The organism is Pantoea sp. EEL5 (assembly GCF_049892805.1).
Lineage (GTDB): Bacteria > Pseudomonadota > Gammaproteobacteria > Enterobacterales > Enterobacteriaceae > Pantoea > Pantoea ananatis.
Map to the genome: position 1 here is coordinate 530,316 of NZ_JBNDNJ010000002.1, position 25,309 is coordinate 555,624.

Below are 25,309 nucleotides of genomic sequence, written 5' to 3' on the forward strand. Positions count from 1 at the left end.
ACGGGGCGCCCGACGCTGTTGGCTCAGGGGCTACAGGTCTTTCAGCCCCGCAAACGCATCGGCTGTGCGCGTCACGTTGACCTTTGTGACCTCATAATGGGCCACGGCGACAAAGGGATCTTCCGCCAGAATCGTATCCAGCCGGGCGCGATCCATGTCTCTTACCATGATCATGCCGCCCGTGCGGGGATCTTTGCGGCCGGCAGCAATAAACTCACCGTTGTCAAAATAGCGATCCAGCCACGTTATATGGGGTGCCAGCAGGGCTTCCACTTCCTCGATGGGTCGAAAATAACTCAGGTAAATGACATACATCGTCTGTCCTCACACTTTGGGGTTGGTTAACTCGCTCAGCAATGGCAGCAGCACTTTAACGCTGTCATGGGTACGAAGACCAATCCGGCCGGGTAGCCAGTGATCTAAAAAATCCAGATTATCGCGATCGGTCTGATGCCAGGTCGTGCCATCCGGGAAATGCCGGGAACGGGTGCGTTGCTGTTCACCATCCTTGCTGCCCAGGTTCCAGTTTCGCGCAGTGACATCAAGCAAAGGGAATCCTGCCGCGTCGAAAGGATTGATGCCCTGAAAATCAGTGCTCTTCATCTGACGACTGACGGCAGAAATGCCATAGCGGCGAGCCAGCAGTAAGGCGCGTTCGCTGGTCTGTTTACGCACGGCGCGCGGCGTGTTGATGCCGCTGTTGAAATAAAGGTGGTCGCCCGTAATCAGGCTGTTGAGATCGATCACCAGCAGCGTATTTTTTTTCTCTTTCTCACTCATGCGTGCCACATAGTCTTCCATGCCGTGCAACTGTGATTCGCTGGCGCTGAGCGCGACAAAGCGCACGCCATAATGGAGCGGTTTATGACTCATCTGCCGGGCCAGTTCCAGCATCACGCCAAGCCCGGATGCATTGTCATCAACGCCTTGCAAACGCAATCCGCCTACGCTGCGCGCGGTTTCACTGCGGGTAAGCGGAATCCAGGTATCCAGGCTGGCGACAACCAGGATTTCCTGGGGCGCACTGCCTTCACGCGCGGCAATAACCGATGTAGCAGTAAGCTTATGCCAGCGCGAGGTGCCGTCATTTTCATGCCAGCTGTAGCCGGTATTAAACTGCCGGGTATTAGTTTCAAAACCGAGTTGGGTAAACTGCTGCTGCAGATAGTCGGCCGCCATCAGTTCAGCCGGGCTTCCGCTCATGCGGCCGGGAAAATAGGTGGCAATATGACGAACCTGTTGCTCAGCAAAGTGCCCGGTCAGGTCGGTCACGGCCTGAGCGCTGAAAATAATGCAGCCGCCAAGCAGTACGGCCAGGCGGAGAAAGGCAGACATGTCGGGTTCCTTGTGGATCATTCCGTAAAAAAGGGCCATATTTTTTTGTGCCTAGTATGAAACTGTGACGGTGATTACACAATTTGAATCGTCCGGAAAGCCTCATAAGATCATTCGCTAAGCACATTTTGTTCTGAGCTTTTGCCGGGCGTTATTCCATTCGGTAACATCTCATTCCAATTCGTAATTTCATCTCAATAAACCTGTGAACGTATAGTCGCGATAACGCTTCGTAACAACACTAGGGTTAACGTGGATTATTTGCCTCTTTTTGCCGATCTCGCAGGTCGACCCGTACTGGTCGTCGGCGGCGGAGATATCGCGGCGCGCAAGATTGAGCTGCTGCGTCGGGCCGGGGCGCGCATTCAAATCGCCTCACGCGAACTCTGCCCCGAGTTACAGGCTTTGCTGGATGAACAGCAGCTTGAATGGCTGGCCACGTCCTTTGAACCCGCTCAGCTCGACAAGGTCTTTCTGGTCATTGCCGCTACCGATGACAATGCGCTGAATGCGCAGGTCTATGACGAAGCGAATGCCCGCCACAAGCTGGTAAACGTGGTAGACGATCAGCCTAAATGCAGCTTTATTTTCCCCTCTATTGTTGATCGATCGCCACTGGTCGTGGCGATCTCCTCCAGTGGCACCGCGCCGGTGCTGGCCCGCATGCTGCGCGAGAAACTCGAAACGCTGCTGCCATCCCATCTGGGCCAAATGGCCGAGTTGGCGGGTCAGTGGCGTGACAAAGTCAAAGCTCGCTTCAGCCGTATGTCCGATCGCCGTCGTTACTGGGAAAGAATATTTAATGGCCGTTTTGCCAGTCAGATGGCGACGGGCGACGTTACGGCCGCTAAACAGACGCTGGATAGCGAACTGGGCGATCAGCCGCCCCGACAGGGCGAAATTATTCTGGTTGGCGCGGGACCCGGCGACAGCGGCCTGTTAACCCTGCGCGGACTGCAGGTGATGCAGTTGGCGGACGTGGTGCTCTACGATCATCTCGTCAGCGATGAGGTGCTCGATCTGGTCCGGCGTGATGCCGATCGTATCTGCGTAGGCAAGCGTGCCAGCGCCCATCTCCTGCCACAGGACGAAATTAACCAGTTGATGGTGCAGCTGGCGCAGAAAGGCAAACGTGTGGTGCGCCTTAAAGGCGGCGATCCCTTTATTTTTGGCCGCGGCGGCGAAGAGTTGCAGGCGGCGCAGCAAGCGGGCATTCCATTCCAGGTCGTGCCTGGCGTAACGGCCGCCGCAGGGGCTACCGCTTATGCTGGCATTCCGCTGACGCACCGTGATTACGCACAAAGCGTGCTGTTTATCACCGGACACTGCCGTCCGGATGGCGATGATATTGACTGGCCATCCCTCGCGCGTGCCCGTCAGACGCTGGCGATTTACATGGGCGCTGTCAAGGCGGCTCACATCAGCCAGCAGCTTATTCTTCATGGGCGCGCCGCCTCAACACCGGTTGCGGTGATTGGGCGCGGTACCCGGCCGGATCAACAGGTATTGACCGGCACACTCGAACATCTGGAGACGCTGGCAGCGTCAGCGCCTTCCCCGGCCCTGCTGGTGATTGGGGAAGTGGTTAATTTACACGGGCAACTGGCCTGGTTTCAGCATTCGGCACAGCAGGGGGCTCGCGAGTCCGCCGTTGTCAATCTGGCTTGAGAGGAAAAACGATGGACCAAAAACGACTCACTCATCTGCGCCAACTGGAGGCGGAGAGCATCCATATTATCCGCGAAGTGGCAGCCGAATTCGGCAATCCGGTCATGATGTATTCCATCGGCAAGGATTCCTCTGTCATGCTGCATCTGGCGCGTAAGGCCTTCTACCCAGGCACGTTGCCGTTCCCGTTGCTGCACGTGGACACCGGCTGGAAATTTCGCGAGATGTATGAATTCCGCGACCGCACCGTCAAAGCGATGGGCGCGGAGCTGTTGGTACATCGCAATCCCGAAGGGGTGGCGATGGGGATCAACCCCTTTGTGCACGGCAGTGCCAAGCACACCGACATTATGAAAACCGAAGGCCTGAAGCAGGCGCTGAATAAGTACGGCTTTGATGCGGCCTTCGGCGGCGCCCGTCGGGATGAAGAGAAGTCACGTGCCAAAGAGCGCATTTACTCGTTCCGTGACCGTTTTCACCGCTGGGACCCAAAAAATCAGCGCCCGGAACTGTGGCACAACTACAACGGCCAGATTAACAAAGGCGAGAGCATCCGTGTTTTCCCGCTGTCTAACTGGACCGAGCTGGATATCTGGCAATACATCTTCCTGGAAAACATTGAGATCGTGCCGCTTTATCTGGCCGCGCCGCGTCCCGTACTGGAACGTGATGGCATGTTGATGATGATCGATGACGATCGTATTAACCTCCAGCCAGGTGAAGTGATCAAACAGCGCATGGTTCGTTTCCGTACCCTTGGGTGCTGGCCGTTGACCGGTGCGGTGGAATCTGAAGCGCAAACCTTGCCTGAGATTATTGAAGAGATGCTGGTTTCCACCACCAGCGAGCGTCAGGGCCGTGTGATTGACCGCGATCAGTCCGGTTCGATGGAACTGAAAAAACGTCAGGGTTATTTCTAAGGAGACGCCAGATGAATACCGTAATTGCACAACAGATTGCCGAACAGGGCGGCGTTGAAGCCTGGCTGACCGCACAACAACATAAAAGCCTGCTGCGTTTTCTGACCTGCGGCAGCGTCGATGACGGCAAAAGTACGCTGATTGGCCGCTTGCTGCATGACACGCGTCAGATCTATGAAGATCAGCTGTCTTCATTACAAAGCGACAGCAAACGTCACGGCACCCAGGGCGAGAAACTGGATCTGGCGCTGCTGGTCGATGGCTTACAGGCCGAGCGCGAGCAGGGGATTACCATTGATGTCGCCTATCGCTATTTCTCCACCGAAAAACGTAAGTTCATCATCGCCGACACGCCAGGCCATGAGCAGTACACCCGCAATATGGCAACGGGCGCATCAACCTGTGACCTGGCGATCCTGCTGATCGACGCCCGCAAAGGCGTACTGGATCAGACGCGTCGCCACAGTTTTATTTCGACGCTGCTGGGCATCAAGCATCTGGTTGTGGCGATAAACAAAATGGATCTGGTGGATTACCAGCAGTCTGTGTTTGAGCAGATCAAGCAGGATTACCTCGATTTTGCCGGCCAGTTGCCCGAAGACCTGGATATTCGCTTTGTGCCGATGTCGGCGCTGGAAGGCGAAAACGTCGCCTCACAGAGCCAGAGCATGCCGTGGTACAGCGGCCCGACGTTACTCGACGTTCTGGAAACCGTGGAGTTAAACGCGGTGGTGGATCACCAGCCGATGCGTTTCCCGGTGCAGTATGTTAATCGTCCCAATCTCGACTTCCGCGGTTATGCCGGTACGCTGGCCTCTGGCGTGGTGAAAGTGGGACAGCGCGTTAAAGTCCTGCCTTCAGGCGTGGAGTCCACCATTGCCCGCATTGTGACCTTTGACGGCGATCTGCAGGAAGCGGGAGCGGGCGAGGCCATTACGCTGGTCCTGAACGACGAAATCGATATCAGCCGTGGCGATCTGTTAGTGGACGCCAGCGCCGAGCTGCGCGCCGTTCAGTCCGCCACCGTCGATGTGGTGTGGATGGCTGAGCAGCCGCTTCAGGCCGGACAGAGCTACGATGTAAAAATCGCCGGTAAGAAAGCCCGTGGGCGAGTGGAAAAGGTCATTCACCAGGTTGAGATTAATTCACTGGAGAAACGGCAGGTGGACAATCTGCCGCTGAACGGGATTGGCCTTGCTGAGTTTACGTTTGATGAGCCGCTGGTGCTTGACAGCTATCAGCAAAATCCCGTAACCGGCGGCATGATCATTATTGACCGTCTGAGTAACGTCACCGTAGGCGCGGGGCTGATTCATGAGCCACTGAACGATCGGCCGCAGCACAACGGCGAGTTCAGCGCGTTCGAACTCGAGCTTAATGCACTGGTCCGTCGCCACTTCCCGCACTGGAATGCGCGCGATCTGCTGGGCGGTCAGTAATGGCCCAACACGATGAAAACGTAGTATGGCATGACCATCCGGTTACGCGGCAGGCACGCGAACAGCAACATGGCCATCAGGGCGTGGTACTGTGGTTTACCGGCCTTTCGGGGTCCGGTAAATCCACCGTTGCGGGGGCGCTGGAGCAGGCGCTACACCGCATCGGTGTCAGCACCTATCTGCTGGACGGCGATAATGTCCGTCACGGGTTGTGTCGCGATCTGGGCTTTAGCGATGAACATCGTAAAGAGAATATCCGCCGTGTAGGCGAGGTGGCCAAACTGATGGTGGATGCCGGTTTGGTCGTCCTTACCGCCTTTATCTCACCGCACCGTGCCGAGCGCCAGATGGTGCGCGATCTGCTGGACAGCGACCGGTTTATCGAGGTTTTTGTCGATACGCCGCTGGCAGTGTGTGAAGCGCGCGATCCTAAAGGGTTGTATAAAAAAGCCCGTGCAGGCGAGTTACAGAATTTCACCGGAATAGACAGCGTTTATGAAGCGCCGGACCAGCCAGAAATCTGGCTTAACGGGGAACAATTGGTTACAAAACTGACGGCCCAATTGTTAGATCTGCTGCGTCAGCGCGATATTATCAGTTCCTGAACAGACAGCGGCAAAGCGCCTTTCGTTTTGCCGCCTTCGCGTTGACAGGATATTTATGCAGAACATTACTCCCATGCTGGCACGCAAAGACCACCGTACACCGGATGAGCCTCGTTCCGTCCTTCCTGGAGGCGTCATTGGCTTTATCTGTTACTGGTGCGCGCTTGCCATACCTTTCCTGTTGTACGGCTCCAGCACGCTGTTTTTCTTCCTCTACACGTGGCCCTTTTTCCTGGCCCTGTTTCCCGTTTCCGTTCTCACAGGGATGGTATTGAATACCTGGCTCCGTGGGCAACTGCTCTGGACCGTTCTGATCTGCGTTGCTGCGGTGGCCTGTCAGTTCTGGTTACTGTTCCTGTTTCTGTCCCGCTGGTAAGGACACTGATGTCCAAACGCAGCAGCAGGTTACAAAAGTTTTCCTGCTTTGCGTCCGATCTTTTCCTCCCTTTTTTGTCTGCATAAACGGCATTGCACGCCATTTTTACTGCCAGTGTGGAGTCCTGGGTAAAGTTATGGGATGATTGGGCCGTTTTTAGGGGGCGGGATGGGAAAACTGACGTTACTGCTGTTGGTGCTGTTGGGTTGGCTGCAATATTCATTGTGGCTGGGTAAGAACGGCATCCATGACTTTACGCGCGTCAACGATGACGTTGCGGTACAAAAGGCGAATAACGCCAAATTGAAAATGCGCAACGATCAACTCTTTGCTGAAATTGACGATCTCAATGGCGGCTCTGAAGCGATTGAGGAACGCGCACGCAGCGAATTAGGCATGATTAAGCCTGGTGAAACCTTCTATCGTCTGGTCCCTGACCAGAACAAACGCAACGCGCAACAAGCCGCGCAAAACCAACAACGATAAAACATGAACAATCGGTCCCACTCTGCGGATGTGATTGCCGTTGTGCCCGCTGCCGGTATCGGCAGCCGCATGCAGGCAACCTGCCCTAAACAGTATCTGACGATTGGTCAGCACACCCTTCTGGAACACAGCATTGCCCGTCTGTTTTCCCATCCAGCCGTCTCGCAGGTTATCGTCGCGTTAAGCCCAGACGATCGGCACTTTGCTGCTTTGCCCCTGGCAGACGATCCGCGGGTGATTTGCGTCATCGGGGGCGATACGCGCGCGGAGTCGGTTCTGGCCGGCCTGCAGGCAGCTCAGGGTGCCAGCTGGGTGCTGGTTCACGATGCTGCACGGCCTTGCCTGCATCCTGACGACCTGGATCGTCTGCTGCAGTTGCGGGAAACCAGCAAAACGGGCGGCATTCTGGCGGCACCCGTGTGTGACACCATGAAACGCGGCGAGCCTGGTCAGGCGGCGATTGCGCACACTGTCGATCGCGACAACCTGTGGCACGCTTTAACCCCGCAATTTTTCCCCCGTGCCTTACTGACGGCCAGCCTGATGCGAGCCTTGAACGAAGGGGCGACCATTACCGACGAAGCCTCGGCGCTGGAGTACTGCGGTTATCATCCTGAGCTGGTAACAGGCCGTAGCGACAACATCAAAGTTACCCGCCCGGAAGACTTAGCCCTGGCGGCTTTTTATCTCAGTCAGATTCAGTCAAAGGAGAGCACATAATGCGTATCGGTCACGGTTTTGACGTTCACGCCTTCGGTGGAGAAGGTCCGCTGGTGATTGGCGGTGTGCGAATCCCATTTGAGTATGGCTTTATTGCCCATTCCGATGGTGATGTGGCGCTGCATGCGCTCACCGATGCGCTGTTGGGCGCGGTGGCCATGGGCGATATTGGCAAGCTGTTCCCGGACACCGATCCGGCGTTCAAAGGCGCGGACAGCCGCGGGCTGTTGCGTGAAGCATGGCGTCGCATTGAGGCTAAAGGCTACTGCATTGGCAACGTCGATGTCACGCTGATTGCCCAGGCACCTAAAATGCTGCCGCACGTGCCGCAAATGCGCATTAACATTGCCGAAGATCTGGGCTGCCACATGGACCAGGTTAACGTTAAAGCCACCACCACCGAGAAACTCGGTTTTACCGGTCGGGGTGAAGGTATTGCCTGTGAAGCGGTGGCCTTACTGTTGAAAGTGGAACCGGCATGACGCTGCACTACCTGCAGGGTACGCCAAAGGCGACAGGCGTGATTAAAGCGACACCGGAAGATTTCGTGGTCGTGGAAGATTTGGGTTATCAGCCGGATGGCGAGGGTGAGCACGTGCTGGTGCGCATTCGCAAAAGCGGCGCCAATACCCGTTTTGTTGCCGAAGCCCTGGCGAAGTTTATGAAGGTCAGCGTACGCGACCTGAGCTATGCGGGCATGAAAGATCGCCACGCGGTTACGGAACAGACGCTTTGCTTTCGCGTCCCCGGCAATTCCATGCCCGTTCTGGCGGGGTTTGCGCTGGATGGCGTTGACATACTTGAGGTGGTGCGCCATAAGCGCAAGCTGCGCATCGGCGCCCTGGCGGGAAATGCATTCCGGCTGGTGATCCGGCAGGTCAGCCATCGTGAGGAAACAGAGGCGCGGCTGGTTAGCATCCGTGATAACGGCGTGCCCAACTATTTTGGCGAACAACGCTTTGGCCGCAACGGCAATAACCTGGTGACGGCAGCAAAGTTAGCGCGGAACGAGATTCAGATACGCGATCGCAGCAAGCGCGGACTGATGCTCTCGGCGGCGCGCAGTGCGCTGTTTAATCAGGTCACCAGCATGCGTTTAGCGCAGCAGGGCGGATTAACCCAGGTTATGAACGGGGATGCACTGCAGCTTACCGGTCGCGGCAGCTGGTTCGTTGCCCAGCCGGAAGAGCTGGCCGAGCTGCAGACGCGTGTTAATCAGCATGCGCTTCGCATTACGGCACCGTTACCGGGGCAGGGCGAGCCCGGCCCTCAGGCGGATGCGCTGGCTTTTGAACAGCAGTGCCTGGCCGATGCCGGTGAGCTGCGCGGTCTGCTTGAGCGTGAGCGCGTGGATGCCGGGCGCCGGGCGATGCTTGTGGTTCCGCGCGACCTGCGCTGGCGCTGGCAGGATGAGGCCACGCTGGAGATGCAATTCTGGCTGCCCGCAGGCAGCTTTGCCACCAGCGTTGTCCGGGAGTTGCTCAACAGCACCGAGTTACTTGATATGCCTGACGAATAAGCCACGACGTCGCCTGTGTATCAGAACCGGCCTCGTCGTCAGGCTGCCAACGAGCCGCGTAGGCGGCCCGTTGGCATGGCAGTGTGCGTATTTCACTGTTCCAGATGCTTTAACATCGTAGCGACCTTGCTCTTTTCCTGCCCGTTCGTTTGATTTTCGCCTACCACTTCCTCTCGCTCACCGCTAGAATGCAAAAGTCGCTGTCCACTCTTAACTTGTTGCCATGCCTCAAAACAGGTCCATATAACGGCGGCCCGGTTGAACAGAAAAGGTCAGAATTAAATGCGGATATTGCTCAGCAACGATGATGGCATCCACGCGCCTGGTATTCAGACGCTGGCAAAGGCTTTGCGTCAATTTGCCGAGGTGCAGGTTGTGGCACCGGATCGTAATCGCAGTGGTGCCTCTAACTCATTGACGCTGGAAACCCCGTTGCGCACCTTTACCCATGACAATGGGGATATTGCCGTGCAAATGGGTACGCCCACCGATTGCGTTTATTTGGGCGTGAATGCGCTTATGCAGCCCCGGCCAGACATCGTGGTGTCAGGCATTAATGCCGGCCCCAATTTGGGGGATGATGTGATCTATTCCGGTACGGTAGCGGCCGCAATGGAGGGCCGCCATCTGGGATTGCCCGCCGTGGCGGTATCGCTAAATGGCCAGCTGCACTATGACACTGCCGCGGCAGTGACCTGTGCCATTCTTAAAGCGCTGACGCAACAACCGCTGCGCACCGGACGCATCTTAAATATCAACGTGCCCGATTTGCCTCTGGCTGAAATAAAGGGCATTCGCGTCACGCGCTGCGGTAGCCGTCATCCGGCCGATCGGGTGATTGCGCAAACCGACCCTCGTGGTAATCCGCTGTACTGGATTGGACCGCCCGGTGAAAAACTGGATGCGGGCCCTGAGACTGACTTTGCCGCCGTGGATGAGGGTTATGTGTCAGTGACTGCATTGCACGTCGATCTGACTGCGCACAATGCGCAGGCTGTTCTCAGCACCTGGCTGGCCAACGCTGAGGTACACCTGGCATGGTAAGTCGGCGTATTGAGACATTGCTGTCACAGCTGCGTCAACAGGGCATTAAAGATGAGCACCTGTTAAAAGCCATTGCCGATGTCCCGCGCGAACGCTTTATTGATGAAGCCTTCGAGCACAAAGCCTGGGACAACATGGCGCTGCCCATCGGGTCCGGTCAAACCATCTCGCAGCCCTATATGGTGGCACGCATGACCGCGTTGCTGGCGCTGACAGAGCACGCGCGCGTGCTGGAGATTGGCACCGGTTCCGGCTACCAGACCGCCATCCTCGCCCACCTGGTTGAACACGTTTACTCGGTCGAGCGCATTAAAGGCCTGCAGTGGCAGGCCAAACGGCGCCTGAAACAGCTTGATTTACACAATGTTTCAACCCGACACGGCGATGGCTGGCAGGGTTGGCCGTCTCGTGGCCCTTTTGATGCCATTATCGTTACCGCGGCACCGCCTGAAATTCCGATTGCGCTGATAGCGCAACTGGCGGAAGGCGGCATTATGGTGCTGCCCGTAGGTGAGGAGCAGCAGGTGTTAAAGCGTCTGCGCCGCCGCGGCAATGAGATTACAGAAGAAACCATTGAGCCGGTCCGTTTCGTTCCCTTAGTTCAGGGCGATCTGGCCTGACTGCCTTGTTAGCATTTCTTCATAACTGTTTCATGGAATCAGGTAGTTGATATTGCTACTATCCAGTTCATTCAACGAAAATCCAGCGTTTAACGTGCCGCACAGTGTATTGTGCTGGTGAGACGAGTAAGTCAGTTTTTTAAAGGTTGCCACCACGGGGGATTAATGAGCACGGGAAGCACAATTTTTCAGTTACGCCGTCTGGCGGCGCTTTCACTGGTGAGTTTTTGGCTGGCAGGCTGTAGTTCAGGCGATAATACTCAGGCGCCGATAAGCAATATCGGCGACAGCAACAGCGTTAATGACAACAGTAATATGGCTGGCTCTGGTACTGCGCCAGCCACCGGCGGCGTGCCCTCTGTGCCACCGCAGGGCGGAATGTTAAGCCGTAGTACACCTTTACCGCAGAACAATCCGGGAATCATTAGTGCCAATAATAATAATGTGCAAACTGAAAATGGCCGGATTGTGTACAACAGAAGTTATCAGAATATTCCTAAAGGTAGCTATTCTGGCCAGACCTACACCGTAAAACGTGGGGATACCTTGTTCTATATCGCCTGGATTACGGGCAATGACTTCCGCGATTTAGCGCAGCGCAACAATGTTCAGGCCCCTTACAGCCTGAATGTGGGACAGACGCTACAGGTTGACAACGGCTCGGGTCAGCCCATTACCGGTGGCAACGCCATCACCGCTGCAGATGCAACGCAAAGCGGCGTTGTGAGTGCACCACAAATAAAACAGGCCCCTGTTGCACAGCAGCCTGTTATTACGTATTCTGATGATTCGGGTGAATCGAGTGGCAGCAAATTGTTGCCTTCGAAGGGAGCAAATGTTGCAACGACAACAGCTCCAGCCGTTACCGCACCGCCTACGGTTAGCAGTACAACTAACAGTTCAACCCCTGTGGGAAGCTGGCGTTGGCCAACTGAAGGTAAGATCATCGATAACTTCTCTGCCGCCGAGGGTGGCAATAAAGGCATCGATATCGCAGGTTCGCGCGGACAGCCAATTGTAGCCACTGCTTCAGGAAGGGTGGTTTACGCAGGCAATGCGCTTCGTGGTTACGGTAATTTAATCATCATTAAACACAATGATGATTACCTGAGTGCCTACGCCCATAACGATACAATGCTGGTCCGGGAACAACAGGAAGTTAAGGCTGGGCAAAAGATCGCTACCATGGGTAGCACCGGAACCAGTTCAGTTAGATTACACTTTGAAATTCGTTACAAGGGGAAATCCGTAAACCCGTTGCGTTATTTGCCGCAGCGATAATCCGGCAGAGTCCTCAGGAATCTGCCCTGGAATCACGGGTAGGAGCCACTTATGAGCCAGAATACGCTGAAAGTAAACGAGTTACATGAGAACGCGGAATTCGAAGAGAATGGAGCAGAGATTTTTGATGAGAAGGCACTCGTTGAAAATGAATCTGGCGACAATGATGTAGCAGAAGAGGAGTTGCTGGCGCAGGGTGCGACGCAACGTGTACTTGATGCTACTCAACTCTATCTTGGGGAGATTGGCTATTCTCCATTGCTGACGGCAGAGGAAGAAGTTCTCTTTGCTCGCCGCGCATTACGAGGTGATATTCCTTCTCGTCGCCGCATGATCGAAAGTAACTTACGCCTGGTGGTTAAGATTGCCCGACGTTACAGCAATCGCGGTCTGGCTCTGCTGGACCTGATTGAAGAAGGTAACCTCGGCCTGATCCGCGCCGTTGAAAAGTTTGATCCAGAACGTGGATTCCGCTTCTCAACGTATGCCACCTGGTGGATTCGTCAGACCATTGAACGGGCAATCATGAACCAGACCCGTACAATTCGTTTGCCAATCCATATTGTTAAAGAACTGAACGTTTATCTGCGTACTGCGCGTGAACTTTCTCACAAGCTTGACCATGAGCCGAGTGCGGAAGAAATTGCAGAACAACTGGATAAACCGGTTGATGACGTTAGTCGCATGTTGCGTCTCAACGAACGCATTACCTCAGTTGATACTCCACTGGGAGGGGATTCTGAGAAAGCGCTGCTGGATATTCTGGCCGATGAAAAAGACAACGGCCCAGAAGACACTACGCAAGATGACGATATGAAACAAAGTATCGTTAAATGGTTGTTCGAACTGAACGCTAAGCAGCGCGAAGTGTTGGCTCGTCGTTTCGGCCTGTTGGGCTATGAAGCGGCAACGCTCGAAGATGTTGGCCGTGAAATCGGTTTAACCCGTGAGCGTGTGCGTCAGATTCAGGTTGAAGGTTTGCGCCGTCTGCGTGAAATCCTGCAGGGTCAGGGCCTCAGCATTGAAGCACTGTTCCGCGAATAAGCCGTCACAGAGCACATCAACAAAAAGCGATGGTTAACCCCATCGCTTTTTTTTATCTGCGTTTTATGCCTCTGCCCGCAGGGCAAAATACTCGCCTGACAAAAAACAGGGCCGACGGGCCGCATCTTTTGTCAGGCACAGTGTTACATCCTCCGGAAAACCGCGCTGTATCAGTTCTGTTGCTGACGAACAGTGAAACAGCGCCGTGAAATCCTGCAACTGATGAGCGTGCCAGGCTGCGACAGCGGTCTGTGCTTCCGGTGACAGCGAGTTTCGCTCAAGTGCGGCAATGATCCCCCCGGCAACCACATAGTCCTCAATACAGGGGCGAAGGCTCCCGTCCGGCCAACGTTCGCCGCAGGGGACAATCAAAAGACGTTTAAAGGGGCGGCAGGCCTCGGCGGTGGCAGTGAGGTTTCTCAGACAGCCTGTCAGCACGGGCACGCCCCACTCTCGTGCCCGGAAGCAGGTCGCGGAGCCATTAGGGGAGGGCAGTACCAACCTTTCACCAGGGCGAACGCTGAGCAACGTTCGGGGCGACAGGCTGTAGCCTTCGCCACCGAATCGCCTGTCGCTGTTCGCCGCGACAGCACCGACGGACTGCGCATAATGGACGACAGTCTGATCTTTCCAGGGATAGGGATACACGCGTGCCCCGTTCTCCACGGCAAGACTGACGCAGGTGGAAAAGGACATCACATCCACTATCACAATGGCATCCACATTGCCGGCAAGATGATCCAGTGCGGCGATGCCCCATTCGAGACGAATTGCAAACGCGTCCTGACTGTACCAGTGCATAAGCTGTTCCTGAAGTGTGAGGATAACAGGAAGGCGCAACCCGCTAAGTTACCCCTGCCTGCGCAATAACTTTTGCAGCCGTCTTTGCTGCCAACGGCGGATCGCTTCCTTGAAAATAAACAGGCGTAATGCTCTGACCACGAGTAAGGCTCCCCAAATAGCAGCGACCCAAAGTGACCAGCGCTCATTCGGCGAGGTAAAGTGGTTGAGGACGAACAGCAGTGTGCACACTACCACGGCGCTAAACAGAGAACGGTAAAACCGACTCTCGGCAGCAAGCTGCAGGCGGGCATCTGAAATGTAGCTGTCCAACGCTTCGCCGTTCTCCGCTGATGCCTCGCTGGTCAGGTCGGTGATTTTACACGCAAAGACGGCCGCCAGCGCGCTTAACGTTTCCAGACTGGGTGGATCACCGTTTTTCAATGCGTTGTACGGTTCGGGTGCTGAGTCCGGCCATTTCGGCCAGTTGCTCCTGTGACCAGGCGCGGGCAAGGCGATATTCTCTGACTTTATTCAGGTTACGCATAGTGCAGTCTCCGAAAGAGTAAACAATCGGTAAGCAGCATCCCCGGTTAGCGTCGTCAGGAACACGATCGCAGCACGACAGGCACACGACAGCAGTATGACACCGCTTTAACGGCTGGTCATAGCGTAAAGCAGTAACAGAAAAATGCGCCAGCAGAATGGGAAACGCGGGCGCAAGAGAAGGTTGACGCGCAGTCAGTTGCCGCCCAGTCAAGGGCGGCAGTGATCAGACCAGCGATTTAAGTCGATAGATCCAGTCCAGCGCCTGTCGCGGTGTCAGCGTATCGGGATCCAGTGCCTCAAGTGCTTCCACGGCAGGGGAGGTTTCTTCCACCAACAGCGGCAACTGCGAGCCGTCAATGTTTGACGTCGCGGACTGACTGGAAACCGTTTCGAGCTCTTTCAGCTTATTGCGCGCCCGTTTAATGACCTCTTTGGGCACGCCCGCGAGCGCAGCTACGGCCAGTCCGTAGCTTTTACTGGCAGCCCCGTCTTGCACGCTATGCATGAACGCAATCGTATCGCCGTGTTCAACTGCGTCCAGGTGAACGTTAACCACGCCTTCCAGTTTTTCAGGCAGGGTTGTCAGTTCAAAGTAGTGCGTTGCAAACAGGGTCATCGCTTTAATACGGTTAGCCAGATTTTCCGCACAGGCCCAGGCCAGCGATAAACCGTCATACGTCGAAGTGCCGCGGCCGATTTCATCCATCAGGACAAGGCTGTTTTCTGTCGCGTTGTGCAGAATATTGGCCGTCTCGGTCATTTCAACCATAAAGGTCGAACGCCCGGAGGCCAGATCATCTGCCGCGCCCACACGGGTGAAGATACGATCCAGTGGACCAATGACCACCTCTTCGGCAGGAACGAAGCTGCCAATCCAGGCCATCAGGGCGATTAATGCCGCCTGGCGCATGTAGGTACTTTTACCGCCCATATTCGGACCGGTGATGATCAACATGCGGCGTTGTGGGGCCAGAGAGAGCGGGTTCGCGATAAAAGGTTCTTTCAGGACCTGCTCCACTACCGGATGGCGGCCGGCGGTAATTTTAATCCCGGGCTTGTCGTGCAGCGTGGGACGGCAGTAGTTAAGTGTCCAGGCACGTTCCGCGAGGTTACTCAGGACATCCAGTTCGGCCAGCGCCGCCGCACTGAGCTGCAGCGCTTCAAGATGCGGCAACAGCTGGTCAAACAGACCTTCATACAGGCTTTTCTCCAGCGCCAGCGCTTTGCCCTTAGAGGTAAGGACTTTATCTTCGTACTCTTTCAGCTCTGGAATGATGTAGCGCTCTGCGTTCTTCAACGTCTGACGGCGAACATAGTGGATAGGCACCTGATGGCTCTGGCCACGGCTGACCTGAATGTAGTAGCCGTGAACGCCGTTAAAGCCCACTTTCAGGCTGTCCAGACCGAGCTTTTCGCGTTCGCGAACTTCCAGTCGATCCAGATAATCTGTTGCGCCATCGGCGAGTGCTCGCCACTCATCAAGCTCGGCGTTATAACCGGGCGCAATAACGCCACCATCCCTGATTAATACCGGGGGGGATTCGACAACGGCCTGCTCAAGCAGAGTGCGCAGTTCGCTAAACTCGCCCATCTGTGCACGCAGCGTTTTCAACTGGGCGGATTCGGCGTTTGCCAGCAAATCGTTGAGTTCCGGCAACTGCTGAAAGGCATGGCGCATGCGCGCCAGATCACGCGGGCGCGCCGTTCGCAGCGCCAGTCGGGCCAGAATACGCTCTAAATCACCGACCTGGCGCAGAACGGGTTGCAACACATCGCTGAGCGGTTGCAGCTCTGCAATTGATGCCTGTCGTTTCGCGATAATACTACTGTCACGCAGCGGCATATGCAGCCAGCGCTTTAGCATCCGGCTTCCCATTGGCGTGACGGTTTTATCCAGCACGGCGGCCAGCGTGTTCTCTGTTCCGCCCGCAAGATTTTGCGTAATTTCAAGGTTACGGCGCGTGGCCGCATCCATAATGATGCTGTCCTGCTGACGCTCCATGCTAAGAGAGCGGATATGGGGCAGGCTGGTTCGTTGAGTATCTTTCACATACTGCAGCAGACAGCCGGCGGCGCGCAGACCCAGGTGCGCCTGCTCAACACCAAAACCGTTTAAGTCCCGTGTGCCAAACTGCATGTTGAGCTGCTGACGCGCCGTGTCGATTTCAAACTCCCAAAGCGGACGGCGACGTAAACCGCGACGCTGATCGATAAGCGCCATCGCAGCAAAATCTTCCGGATAAAGTAGCTCGGCAGGATTCGTTCGCTGCAGTTCTGCCGCCATCGTTTCCTGATCGGCAGGTTCACTCAGGCGAAAACGGCCTGAGCTGATATCCAGCGTGGCATAACCATAGCCGCGCGCCCCCTGAACAATTGCCGCCAGCAGGTTATCCTGGCGTTCCTGTAACAGGGCTTCATCGCTGATGGTGCCCGGGGTAACTATACGCACGACTTTGCGTTCCACCGGGCCTTTACTCAGCGCAGGGTCGCCAATTTGCTCACAGATGGCGACTGATTCACCGAGTTGCACCAGCCGGGCTAAATAGTTTTCGACGGCGTGATGGGGCACACCGGCCATGGGAATCGGCTCGCCTGCCGAGGCACCGCGTTTCGTTAAGGAAATGTCTAACAGCTGAGAGGCACGTTTGGCATCGTCATAAAACAGCTCGTAGAAATCGCCCATGCGATAAAACAGCAGGATATCCGGATGCTCAGCCTTGAGGCGTAAATATTGCTGCATCATTGGCGTGTGCGTACTCAAGTCCATGTGCGCTGTTTTGTTCATCTCATTCTTACTCAAGGTTGACTCTTCCTTTTCCCGTCACGGTTTTCGCTGGGTTAAACAAGGGTGATAGGCAGCGACCATCATGCTGCATATGCCGCGCGGAAATAGTACCATTTTACGGCTCCTGCATCATCCGGCTTACCGCAGCGGGTAACGAAGTTAGCAAAGCCGGGTCGCCAACTGAATGATTTTTTTGATGAGAAAGAAAGCAGTAGAGGCATTTCACAAAACAGCCGGTTTGATTGTTAAAAAAAGTGTTTTTTTTTACGATCTCGTTTGTATGTATCCGCGTTGAACGATTAACATTAAAATCCCTGGTCTGGCCTGTTATATGGATATCTGATGCGTTTTAAGCTTGCTTACCTTCCGCTTTTTGCCCTGCTTGCCGCCTGTAGCAGTAAGCCACACTCTTCGCAGCCGCCCGCCGAACGGGTTGCGCCTAAAGGCGGCTTTTTGCTGGAGCCGTCTCATGCTGTTCAGCCGATGTTTGGTGACTTCGCCAGCAATCCTGTTGCGGAACAGTTCATCGACAAAATGGTGGCGAAACACGGCTTCGACCGTGAGCAACTGCACGCCATTATTGGCCAGGCTAAGCGGCTGGACTACGTCCTGCGTTTAATGGATCGTCAGGCACCGTCCTATACACCGCCGAGTGGGCCTAACGGTGCCTGGATTCGCTATCGCAATAAATTTATCACACCGGATAACGTGCAAAATGGCGTCGCGTTCTGGAATCAATATCAGGATGCACTGCAGCGTGCGCAGCAGGTCTACGGCGTTCCGCCTGAGATTATTGTTGGCATTATCGGCGTGGAAACGCGCTGGGGCCGCATCATGGGGAAAACCCGCATTCTGGACGCGCTGGCAACGCTCTCATTTGATTACCCGCGCCGTGCTGCTTACTTTAGCGGTGAGCTGGAGACCTTCCTGCTCATGGCGCGTGATGAGAAGGACGATCCGCTCGATCTTAAAGGCTCCTTTGCGGGCGCGATGGGCTACGGTCAGTTCATGCCATCGTCCTACAAAGCTTATGCGGTAGATTTTAACGGTGACGGCCATATCAATTTGTGGGATCCCGTCGATGCGATAGGCAGTGTTGCGCACTATTTCCAGCAGAACGGCTGGCGTCCGGGTGAAAATGTTGCCGTGCCAGCCAGTGGTCAGGCACCCATGCTCGAAAACGGTTTCAAAACCCGTTACAACGTCAGCACGCTGGCAGCATCGGGGCTTTCTCCACAGGGTTCGCTGGATGGCCATGACGAGGTCAGCCTGCTCCGTCTGGATCTCGGCACCAGCTACCAGTACTGGTACGGCTTGCCTAACTTCTATGCCATTACCCGCTACAACAACAGCACGCATTACGCGATGACCGTGTGGCAACTGGGAGAGGCGGTCAGCAAGGCGCGTCAGGGATCGCTGTTTTAAAACTACCCTTAGCAACTGTAAGGATATATGATGACGGCCCTTTATTCTGTGCCGTCCTCATTTTCTGGAGCCGTTATGTCTTTACCTGCTTGCCCTGTTTGCCATGCCGATTACACCTGGCAAGATGCTGAAAATCTTAACTGTCCGTCCTGTGGTCATATCTGGACTCAGGCTGAAGGGGATGACAGCGGTCAGGATTTGATCGTTCGTGATGCAAACGGCAATTTACTCGCCGATGGCGACAGCGTCACGGTCGTTAAAGATCTGAAGGTCAAAGGCAGTTCGTCTGTGCTGAAAATAGGCACCCGGGTTAAGAGCATCCGGCTGGTTGAAGGCGATCACAATATTGATTGCAAGATCGACGGATTTGGTCCGATGAAGCTCAAATCTGAGTTTGTGAAAAAGAACTGATTCTGCCGGGCGCCTGCTCGCTGCGCCCGATCTTATTCCTGTCAGCCCGACCGGGCTTTTCCCTTATAAAGACCTCCTGCCCGTTTGCGTGCCGCTGACATATTTTGCTGTTGGTCGGGCACTTTATGTTTATTTATACGTCTCATCTTCTGTGAATCTTTAACCCCTGAGAGGAGACGCAATATGCAAGACTGGGATCCCGCGCTGTATCGTAAATTTGAGGCAGAAAGAACGCGGCCTGCGCATGAATTACTGGCACGAATTGAGGTTGAAGATGTCCGGTTCGTTACCGATCTGGGCTGTGGCCCCGGGAACAGCACCGAACTGCTTTACGATGCCTGGCCGCAGGCGCAGGTGATCGGGCTTGACAGTTCCGCCGCCATGCTCGCGCAGGCGCGGGAACGTTTGCCTCAGTGCCAGTTTATTCAGGCGGATATCGGCAACTGGACAACCGATATCCCGCAGCAGGTCATTTATGCCAACGCGTCGCTGCAATGGCTTGGCGATCATCCCACCCTGTTACCACGGTTAGTCAGTCAACTGGCACCTGCCGGTGCGCTGGCGGTTCAAATGCCCGATAACCTGGAAGAACCTTCGCATCAGTTAATGCGTGAGGTCGCGGCATCCGGCCCCTGGCGCGACAAGATCAGCGCGCAGGCGGCGGAACGCAAAAAATTACCCTCAACTGAACACTATTATGACGTGCTGACAAAGGCAGGCTGCGCGGTTGATATCTGGCGAACCACCTACTATCACGTTATGGACGATGCGCAGGCTATCATCCACTGGTTAAAGGCCACCGGGCTGCGTCCTTTCCTTGCGCCGCTGGACGTCTCTGAGCAGGAACAGTTTCTGGCTGCTTATCATCAGTGTCTTATTACCGGCTATCCCGCCCGTCAGGATGGCAAGGTACTCTTAGCTTTCCCCCGGCTTTTCATGGTGGCGACACGCAACGGCTAAACTGGAGCGTAACGCGCAATTTGTTGACTAAGCGCCCCTGAGTGCTTGAAAAAGCGCAGAGCATGCACCATGTTCACTCAACGGCGACAGGGAGCGAAAAATGAATGACCAGCAGTTGCACGCACTGAGTGCGCAGACAGGTGAGGCGCTTAAACAGCGTAACGCTACCGTAACTTGTGCAGAATCCTGCACGGGCGGCTGGATAGCAAAAGTGTTTACTGACGTGAGCGGAAGCTCTGCCTGGTTCGAACGGGGCTTTGTCACCTACAGTAACGATGCCAAACAAGAACTGGTCGGTGTCAGCGCGGCGTCACTGGCGCAATACGGCGCCGTCAGCGAGGCGGTAGTGCGTGAAATGGCCCTTGGGGCACAGCAGCGGGCGCGCGCCGATTACGCTATTTCCGTTAGCGGTATTGCCGGCCCGGATGGTGGCAGTGAAGACAAACCGGTAGGCACGGTCTGGTTTGGCTTTGCGGCGCCGGGTGGCGTGGTCATGGCTTTTCGTCAGCAGTTTGATGGTGATCGCGATGCCGTGCGCCGTCAGTCAGTTGGCTGGGCACTCCAGACGTTATCCCGTCAATTTCTGCAAAATTAAACTTGATACTGTATGACTATACAGTATAATTACCCGCAACAGAAAGTGCACAGGCACCATGCGTGCGTGTTTACCCGGCATGATTAGGAGTAGAAATGGCAATTGATGAAAACAAACAGAAGGCTTTAGCTGCCGCGCTCGGCCAGATTGAGAAGCAATTTGGTAAAGGCTCCATCATGCGCTTGGGTGAAGACCGCTCAATGGATGTGGAAACCATTTCAACGGGTTCTCTGTCACTGGATATCGCATTAGGTGCGGGTGGTTTACCGATGGGACGTATCGTTGAGATCTACGGCCCAGAGGCCTCAGGTAAAACGACACTGACACTTCAGGTTATTGCCGCCGCGCAGCGTAAGGGCAAAACCTGTGCCTTTATCGATGCCGAGCACGCACTGGATCCCATCTATGCTAAGAAACTGGGCGTAGATATCGACAATCTGCTGTGTTCACAGCCGGATACCGGTGAGCAGGCCCTGGAAATTTGTGATGCGCTGGCCCGCTCTGGTGCCGTTGACGTCATTATCGTTGACTCCGTAGCTGCACTGACGCCAAAAGCCGAAATCGAAGGTGAAATCGGTGACTCACACATGGGCCTGGCGGCACGTATGATGAGCCAGGCAATGCGTAAGCTGGCGGGTAACCTGAAGCAGTCTAATACGCTGCTGATCTTCATCAACCAGATTCGTATGAAGATTGGTGTGATGTTCGGTAACCCGGAAACCACTACCGGTGGTAACGCGCTTAAGTTCTACGCTTCTGTTCGCCTTGATATTCGCCGTATCGGTGCGATTAAAGAGGGTGACAACGTGGTGGGTAGTGAAACGCGCGTTAAAGTCGTTAAGAACAAAATTGCAGCGCCATTTAAACAGGCTGAGTTCCAGATCATGTACGGCGAAGGCATTAACACCTTCGGTGAGCTGGTGGATCTTGGCGTGAAGCACAAGCTGATTGAAAAAGCCGGTGCATGGTACAGCTATAAAGGCGATAAGATCGGTCAGGGCAAGGCAAACGCGGGCAACTTCCTCAAAGAAAATGCCGCGGTGGCCGAGGAGCTTGATATCAAACTGCGTGAAATGCTGCTTAACGGTGGCGATCAAAACATCGCGGCGGACGTTGCAGGCAACGACGTTGAGAAGGCGGCGAGCGAAGCCAACGAAGATTATTAAAGCCTGAAGCAGGAGCGGATTTTCCGCTCCTGTTTTACATTAACGCCTCACGTGCCTTTCCTCTGTTCCTGTCTCCCGCCATACTCTCTCTCCGTTCGTAAAAGGTGCGCAGTATGTCTGAACAATCTCAGCCACAAGTCATCTCATTTTCACGCCTGCTGGATCGTGCGATGCGCCTGCTGGGCCAGCGTGACCACAGCCGCGAAGAGCTTAAACAAAAGCTCCAGCTGTCCGCTCAGCGTAGCGCGTGGATGAAACAAAAAGATCCTGAAATCATTACGCCCGAGCTAATGGAAAAGGTGCTGAACTGGTGTGGTGAAAACGGCTGGTTAAATGACGAGCGCTTTACCGCACGATTTATTCAGAGCCGAAGCCGCAAGGGATTTGGTTCACAGCGTATCAGGCTGGAGCTGGCACAAAAGGGCATCAGCCGTGATGCGATCGATCTCGCCATGGAAGAAACCGATATTGACTGGTCGGCCTGTGCGGCTGAACTCGCCGAGAAAAAATTTGGTCACCCATTGCCGACAGAATGGAAAGAAAAAGCCAAAGTGCAGCGCTTTTTGCATGCCAAAGGCTTTCTGAGCGAGGATATTCAGCAGGTTTTCAGAAATTTTGATGACTAAAAGTCGATGTGATTTTACTTCCCTCCGAAGAATATTTATCTTACCCCTTTTGGTTCCTTATGCTTGCTGCCGTAACGATGCGGTACGCCTGATAAAGAAGGACCTTTCGTTAGCGTGATTCCAGGATATATATGAGCAAGAGCACTGCTGAGATCCGTCAAGCGTTTCTCGACTTTTTCAATAGTAAGGGACATCAGGTTGTAGCAAGCAGCTCCCTGGTACCAAACAACGATCCGACGTTGCTGTTTACCAACGCCGGAATGAACCAGTTCAAAGATGTGTTTCTGGGTCAGGAAAAGCGTGACTACACGCGAGCAACGACGTCACAACGCTGCGTACGTGCCGGCGGGAAACACAACGATCTTGAAAACGTCGGTTATACCGCGCGTCACCACACCTTTTTTGAAATGCTGGGCAACTTCAGCTTTGGCGACTACTTCAAAAAAGAAGCTATTGCGTTTGCCTGGGAACTGCTGACCGGCGAGCAGTGGTTTAAGCTGCCTAAAGAGCGCCTGTGGGTCACCGTGTATGAAACCGATGACGAAGCTTACGATATCTGGGCCAACGATATTGGCGTTCCCCGTGAGCGTATTATCCGTATCGGTGATAACAAGGGCAGCGCCTACGCGTCAGATAACTTCTGGCAGATGGGTGATACCGGGCCTTGCGGTCCCTGCAGCGAAATTTTCTACGATCACGGCGACCATATCTGGGGTGGACCACCGGGCAGCCCTGAAGAGGATGGCGATCGCTATATTGAGATCTGGAACATCGTCTTTATGCAGTTTAACCGTCAGGCGGATGGCACGATGTTGCCATTACCTAAGCCCTCTGTGGATACCGGGATGGGGCTGGAACGTATTACTGCGGTTCTGCAGCATGTTAATTCAAACTATGAAATCGACCTGTTCCAGACGTTGATTGAAGCGGTTGCGAAGGTCACCGGCGCGACCGATCTGAATAATAAATCCCTGCGCGTTATTGCCGATCACATTCGTTCCTGCGCCTTCCTGATTGCCGATGGCGTCATTCCGTCGAATGAAAACCGTGGCTATGTCCTGCGTCGTATCATTCGCCGCGCCGTACGTCACGGCAATATGCTGGGTGCTAAAGACGCATTCTTCTACAAGCTGGTTGCACCACTGATTCAGGTCATGGGCGCGGCAGGCGAAGAGTTACAGCGTCAGCAGGCACAGGTTGAGAACGTTCTGAAAAGTGAAGAAGAGCAGTTTGCTAAAACGCTTGAACGTGGCCTGGCACTTCTGGACGAGGAACTGGCAAAACTGCAAGGTGATACACTGGATGGCGAAACCGTCTTCCGCTTATACGATACCTTCGGATTCCCTGCCGATTTAACGGCTGACGTTTGCCGTGAACGTAACCTAAAAATCGATGAAGCCGGTTTTGAAAAGGCGATGGAACAGCAGCGTCAGCGCGCACGTGAAGCCAGCGGCTTCGGCGCAGACTACAGCAATGTGATTCGTATCGACGCGGCTTCGTCGTTTAAAGGCTATGAGCAGTTGGATCTGACGGCGACCGTCAAGGGGCTGTTCGTGAACGGTGAAGCCGTTGACGCCCTGTCTGCCGGTCAGGACGCGGTGATTGTGCTGGATGAAACGCCATTTTATGGCGAGTCTGGCGGTCAGGTGGGCGACACAGGCGAGCTGAAAGGCAATAACGCGCTGTTTAGCGTACAGGATACGCAAAAATATGGGCAGGCGATTGGTCATATTGGCAAACTCAGCAGCGGACAATTACGCGTTGGCGATCGTCTTGAGGCGGTGGTTGATGAGGCGCGCAGGGCTCGTATTCGTCTGAATCACTCCGCAACGCATCTGTTGCATGCTGCATTGCGTCAGGTTTTAGGTGAACATGTTGCTCAGAAGGGCTCGTTGGTTAACGACAAATATTTGCGTTTTGACTTCTCACATTTTGAGGCCATGAAACCTCAGGAGATTCGTCAGGTCGAAGATATTGTTAACGCACAGATCCGTCGCAATTTGCCTGTTGAAACCCGTGTCATGGATCTTGAGGCGGCGAAAGCCAAAGGCGCGATGGCCCTGTTCGGTGAAAAATACGATCAGCAGGTTCGCGTTCTGACCATGGGGGATTTCTCGGTTGAGCTGTGTGGCGGAACGCACGCTGCGCGAACCGGTGATATCGGCCTGTTCCGCATTCAGGCCGAGTCCGGTACTGCCGCAGGGATTCGCCGTATTGAGGCGATCACAGGCGAGGCGGCTCTGGCACAGGTTTATGCGCAGAGTAGCCAGCTACAGGATATTGCCCAACTGGTGAAAGCCAACAGCAGTAACCTGAATGAAAAAGTGCGCGGGCTGGTTGATCATCTGCGTTCGCTGGAGAAAGAGTTACAGCAGTTACGCGATCAGCAGGCGGCGCAGGAAAGTGCGCAGCTGGGCAATCATGCGGTCGACGTCAAAGGCGTTAAGCTGCTGGTGACTGAGCTCAGCAACACCGATCCGAAAATGCTGAGGACCATGGTGGATGATCTGAAAAACCAGCTGGGCTCGGCGATTATCGTGCTGGCTACGGTAGCAGATGGCAAAGTGTCACTGATTGCTGGCGTAACGAAAGATTTAACCGACCGTGTTAAGGCTGGGGAACTCATCGCCGAACTTGCGCCTAAAGTGGGTGGTAAGGGCGGTGGCAGACCTGACATGGCGCAGGCAGGTGGCAGTGATGCTACTGCACTGAAAGGTGCGCTGGCAGGTGTTGAAGGATGGGTTTCGAGCCGTCTGTAATGAAATAAAATAATTCATCGTAGCAAGCGCCAGAACTGATGTTCCGGCGCTTTTTAATACGATGTTAAATTTGCTAGTGACAAAGTCGGGTTGATGTAGCGTATTTCGGCTAAACTATTTATCAGCAGAATGTATTGGCGCGTTGATGTGCAATGGTGTATTTCTCATAGCCTGTGTACAGCGTTAAGTGATGGAT

At 54.7% G+C, this 25,309-nt stretch carries 24 protein-coding genes and 1 pseudogene; 20 read left to right on the forward strand and 5 right to left on the reverse strand.

Annotation, left to right across the window (positions count from 1 at the left end; translation table 11 throughout):
• Nucleotides 1-30: 30 nt before the first annotated feature.
• Nucleotides 31-315 carry a YciI family protein gene (locus ACPXSQ_RS14055; protein WP_013026927.1) on the reverse strand — a complete coding sequence of 95 codons (285 nt, stop codon included), beginning with the start codon at nt 313-315 and terminating at the stop codon, nt 31-33.
• Between the two features lie 9 nt (nt 316-324).
• Nucleotides 325-1,335, reverse strand: coding sequence for an aminopeptidase (locus ACPXSQ_RS14060; RefSeq protein WP_014605170.1), 1,011 nt, complete (start codon nt 1,333-1,335; stop codon nt 325-327).
• A 252-nt stretch (nt 1,336-1,587) separates the two neighbouring features.
• Between ACPXSQ_RS14060 and cysG the strand changes: the two genes are divergently transcribed.
• From cysG to rpoS, 13 genes are all read left to right on the forward strand, one after another.
• Complete coding sequence (gene cysG / locus ACPXSQ_RS14065) at nt 1,588-3,003, forward strand: siroheme synthase CysG (RefSeq protein WP_013026925.1); 1,416 nt, start codon at nt 1,588-1,590, stop codon at nt 3,001-3,003.
• Between the two features lie 11 nt (nt 3,004-3,014).
• A complete protein-coding gene (gene cysD / locus ACPXSQ_RS14070; protein ID WP_006120739.1) occupies nt 3,015-3,923 on the forward strand; it encodes a sulfate adenylyltransferase subunit CysD in 909 nt (302 codons plus the stop codon).
• Nucleotides 3,924-3,934: 11 nt separating this feature from the next.
• Nucleotides 3,935-5,362: a sulfate adenylyltransferase subunit CysN gene (gene cysN / locus ACPXSQ_RS14075; RefSeq protein WP_013026923.1), complete on the forward strand. Its 1,428-nt coding sequence runs from the start codon at nt 3,935-3,937 to the stop codon at nt 5,360-5,362.
• Nucleotides 5,362-5,967 (forward strand): adenylyl-sulfate kinase, encoded by a 606-nt coding sequence (cysC, locus tag ACPXSQ_RS14080; protein ID WP_013026922.1) that lies wholly within the window; start codon nt 5,362-5,364, stop codon nt 5,965-5,967. Before cysN ends, cysC begins: the two co-directional genes overlap by 1 nt.
• Nucleotides 5,968-6,022: 55 nt before the next feature.
• Nucleotides 6,023-6,343 (forward strand): DUF3561 family protein, encoded by a 321-nt coding sequence (locus ACPXSQ_RS14085; RefSeq protein WP_013026921.1) that lies wholly within the window; start codon nt 6,023-6,025, stop codon nt 6,341-6,343.
• A gap of 168 nt (nt 6,344-6,511) precedes the next feature.
• On the forward strand, nt 6,512-6,829 hold the full coding sequence (gene ftsB, locus ACPXSQ_RS14090; RefSeq protein WP_024471451.1) for a cell division protein FtsB: 318 nt from the start codon (nt 6,512-6,514) through the stop codon (nt 6,827-6,829).
• 3 nt (nt 6,830-6,832) lie between these two features.
• The gene (gene ispD / locus ACPXSQ_RS14095) at nt 6,833-7,549 is read left to right on the forward strand and encodes a 2-C-methyl-D-erythritol 4-phosphate cytidylyltransferase (RefSeq protein WP_042677884.1); all 717 of its coding nucleotides are present in this window, start codon (nt 6,833-6,835) and stop codon (nt 7,547-7,549) included.
• Nucleotides 7,549-8,031, forward strand: coding sequence for a 2-C-methyl-D-erythritol 2,4-cyclodiphosphate synthase (ispF, locus tag ACPXSQ_RS14100; RefSeq protein ID WP_013026918.1), 483 nt, complete (start codon nt 7,549-7,551; stop codon nt 8,029-8,031). The genes ispD and ispF overlap by 1 nt, the downstream gene beginning before the upstream one ends.
• Nucleotides 8,028-9,068: a tRNA pseudouridine(13) synthase TruD gene (gene truD, locus ACPXSQ_RS14105; RefSeq protein WP_013026917.1), complete on the forward strand. Its 1,041-nt coding sequence runs from the start codon at nt 8,028-8,030 to the stop codon at nt 9,066-9,068. Before ispF ends, truD begins: the two co-directional genes overlap by 4 nt.
• Before the next feature lie 282 nt (nt 9,069-9,350).
• Nucleotides 9,351-10,112, forward strand: coding sequence for a 5'/3'-nucleotidase SurE (surE, locus tag ACPXSQ_RS14110; RefSeq protein WP_014594429.1), 762 nt, complete (start codon nt 9,351-9,353; stop codon nt 10,110-10,112).
• A complete protein-coding gene (locus ACPXSQ_RS14115; RefSeq protein ID WP_014605172.1) occupies nt 10,106-10,732 on the forward strand; it encodes a protein-L-isoaspartate(D-aspartate) O-methyltransferase in 627 nt (208 codons plus the stop codon). The genes surE and ACPXSQ_RS14115 overlap by 7 nt, the downstream gene beginning before the upstream one ends.
• A gap of 165 nt (nt 10,733-10,897) precedes the next feature.
• Nucleotides 10,898-12,013 (forward strand): murein hydrolase activator NlpD, encoded by a 1,116-nt coding sequence (nlpD, locus tag ACPXSQ_RS14120; RefSeq protein ID WP_015699635.1) that lies wholly within the window; start codon nt 10,898-10,900, stop codon nt 12,011-12,013.
• Nucleotides 12,014-12,064: 51 nt separating this feature from the next.
• Nucleotides 12,065-13,057 carry an RNA polymerase sigma factor RpoS gene (gene rpoS, locus ACPXSQ_RS14125; RefSeq protein ID WP_013026913.1) on the forward strand — a complete coding sequence of 331 codons (993 nt, stop codon included), beginning with the start codon at nt 12,065-12,067 and terminating at the stop codon, nt 13,055-13,057.
• Between the two features lie 63 nt (nt 13,058-13,120).
• Here rpoS and ACPXSQ_RS14130 read toward each other — a convergent pair whose 3' ends face one another.
• From ACPXSQ_RS14130 to mutS, 3 genes and pseudogenes are all read right to left on the reverse strand, one after another.
• On the reverse strand, nt 13,121-13,858 hold the full coding sequence (locus tag ACPXSQ_RS14130) for a 2-phosphosulfolactate phosphatase (RefSeq protein WP_014594428.1): 738 nt from the start codon (nt 13,856-13,858) through the stop codon (nt 13,121-13,123).
• Between the two features lie 48 nt (nt 13,859-13,906).
• A pseudogene (locus ACPXSQ_RS14135) lies at nt 13,907-14,384 on the reverse strand (helix-turn-helix domain-containing protein).
• A gap of 225 nt (nt 14,385-14,609) precedes the next feature.
• Nucleotides 14,610-17,171, reverse strand: coding sequence for a DNA mismatch repair protein MutS (gene mutS / locus ACPXSQ_RS14140; RefSeq protein WP_029570596.1), 2,562 nt, complete (start codon nt 17,169-17,171; stop codon nt 14,610-14,612).
• A 342-nt stretch (nt 17,172-17,513) separates the two neighbouring features.
• On the opposite strand from mutS, the gene mltB reads away from it, so the two are divergent.
• From mltB to alaS, 7 genes are all read left to right on the forward strand, one after another.
• Nucleotides 17,514-18,596 carry a lytic murein transglycosylase B gene (mltB, locus tag ACPXSQ_RS14145; RefSeq protein ID WP_014594425.1) on the forward strand — a complete coding sequence of 361 codons (1,083 nt, stop codon included), beginning with the start codon at nt 17,514-17,516 and terminating at the stop codon, nt 18,594-18,596.
• A gap of 75 nt (nt 18,597-18,671) precedes the next feature.
• Complete coding sequence (locus ACPXSQ_RS14150; RefSeq protein WP_014605175.1) at nt 18,672-19,007, forward strand: zinc ribbon domain-containing protein YjdM; 336 nt, start codon at nt 18,672-18,674, stop codon at nt 19,005-19,007.
• Nucleotides 19,008-19,190: 183 nt separating this feature from the next.
• Complete coding sequence (gene tam, locus ACPXSQ_RS14155; RefSeq protein WP_014594424.1) at nt 19,191-19,967, forward strand: trans-aconitate 2-methyltransferase; 777 nt, start codon at nt 19,191-19,193, stop codon at nt 19,965-19,967.
• A 100-nt stretch (nt 19,968-20,067) separates the two neighbouring features.
• A complete protein-coding gene (pncC, locus tag ACPXSQ_RS14160) occupies nt 20,068-20,562 on the forward strand; it encodes a nicotinamide-nucleotide amidase (RefSeq protein ID WP_013026906.1) in 495 nt (164 codons plus the stop codon).
• 95 nt (nt 20,563-20,657) lie between these two features.
• Nucleotides 20,658-21,728 (forward strand): recombinase RecA, encoded by a 1,071-nt coding sequence (gene recA / locus ACPXSQ_RS14165; RefSeq protein WP_013026905.1) that lies wholly within the window; start codon nt 20,658-20,660, stop codon nt 21,726-21,728.
• Between the two features lie 113 nt (nt 21,729-21,841).
• Nucleotides 21,842-22,354, forward strand: coding sequence for a regulatory protein RecX (locus ACPXSQ_RS14170; protein ID WP_014594422.1), 513 nt, complete (start codon nt 21,842-21,844; stop codon nt 22,352-22,354).
• 131 nt (nt 22,355-22,485) lie between these two features.
• The gene (gene alaS, locus ACPXSQ_RS14175) at nt 22,486-25,113 is read left to right on the forward strand and encodes an alanine--tRNA ligase (protein ID WP_022623092.1); all 2,628 of its coding nucleotides are present in this window, start codon (nt 22,486-22,488) and stop codon (nt 25,111-25,113) included.
• Nucleotides 25,114-25,309 lie beyond the last annotated feature (196 nt).

Coding starts and splice junctions, on each gene's coding strand:
- ACPXSQ_RS14055 (WP_013026927.1), bottom strand. CDS start 315: ATGTATGTCATTTACCTGAGTTATTTTCGACCCATCGAGGAAGTGGAA.
- ACPXSQ_RS14060 (WP_014605170.1), bottom strand. CDS start 1,335: ATGTCTGCCTTTCTCCGCCTGGCCGTACTGCTTGGCGGCTGCATTATT.
- cysD (WP_006120739.1), top strand. CDS start 3,015: ATGGACCAAAAACGACTCACTCATCTGCGCCAACTGGAGGCGGAGAGC.
- cysN (WP_013026923.1), top strand. CDS start 3,935: ATGAATACCGTAATTGCACAACAGATTGCCGAACAGGGCGGCGTTGAA.
- cysC (WP_013026922.1), top strand. CDS start 5,362: ATGGCCCAACACGATGAAAACGTAGTATGGCATGACCATCCGGTTACG.
- ACPXSQ_RS14085 (WP_013026921.1), top strand. CDS start 6,023: ATGCAGAACATTACTCCCATGCTGGCACGCAAAGACCACCGTACACCG.
- ftsB (WP_024471451.1), top strand. CDS start 6,512: ATGGGAAAACTGACGTTACTGCTGTTGGTGCTGTTGGGTTGGCTGCAA.
- ispD (WP_042677884.1), top strand. CDS start 6,833: ATGAACAATCGGTCCCACTCTGCGGATGTGATTGCCGTTGTGCCCGCT.
- ispF (WP_013026918.1), top strand. CDS start 7,549: ATGCGTATCGGTCACGGTTTTGACGTTCACGCCTTCGGTGGAGAAGGT.
- truD (WP_013026917.1), top strand. CDS start 8,028: ATGACGCTGCACTACCTGCAGGGTACGCCAAAGGCGACAGGCGTGATT.
- surE (WP_014594429.1), top strand. CDS start 9,351: ATGCGGATATTGCTCAGCAACGATGATGGCATCCACGCGCCTGGTATT.
- ACPXSQ_RS14115 (WP_014605172.1), top strand. CDS start 10,106: ATGGTAAGTCGGCGTATTGAGACATTGCTGTCACAGCTGCGTCAACAG.
- nlpD (WP_015699635.1), top strand. CDS start 10,898: ATGAGCACGGGAAGCACAATTTTTCAGTTACGCCGTCTGGCGGCGCTT.
- rpoS (WP_013026913.1), top strand. CDS start 12,065: ATGAGCCAGAATACGCTGAAAGTAAACGAGTTACATGAGAACGCGGAA.
- ACPXSQ_RS14130 (WP_014594428.1), bottom strand. CDS start 13,858: ATGCACTGGTACAGTCAGGACGCGTTTGCAATTCGTCTCGAATGGGGC.
- mutS (WP_029570596.1), bottom strand. CDS start 17,171: ATGAACAAAACAGCGCACATGGACTTGAGTACGCACACGCCAATGATG.
- mltB (WP_014594425.1), top strand. CDS start 17,514: ATGCGTTTTAAGCTTGCTTACCTTCCGCTTTTTGCCCTGCTTGCCGCC.
- ACPXSQ_RS14150 (WP_014605175.1), top strand. CDS start 18,672: ATGTCTTTACCTGCTTGCCCTGTTTGCCATGCCGATTACACCTGGCAA.
- tam (WP_014594424.1), top strand. CDS start 19,191: ATGCAAGACTGGGATCCCGCGCTGTATCGTAAATTTGAGGCAGAAAGA.
- pncC (WP_013026906.1), top strand. CDS start 20,068: ATGAATGACCAGCAGTTGCACGCACTGAGTGCGCAGACAGGTGAGGCG.
- recA (WP_013026905.1), top strand. CDS start 20,658: ATGGCAATTGATGAAAACAAACAGAAGGCTTTAGCTGCCGCGCTCGGC.
- ACPXSQ_RS14170 (WP_014594422.1), top strand. CDS start 21,842: ATGTCTGAACAATCTCAGCCACAAGTCATCTCATTTTCACGCCTGCTG.
- alaS (WP_022623092.1), top strand. CDS start 22,486: ATGAGCAAGAGCACTGCTGAGATCCGTCAAGCGTTTCTCGACTTTTTC.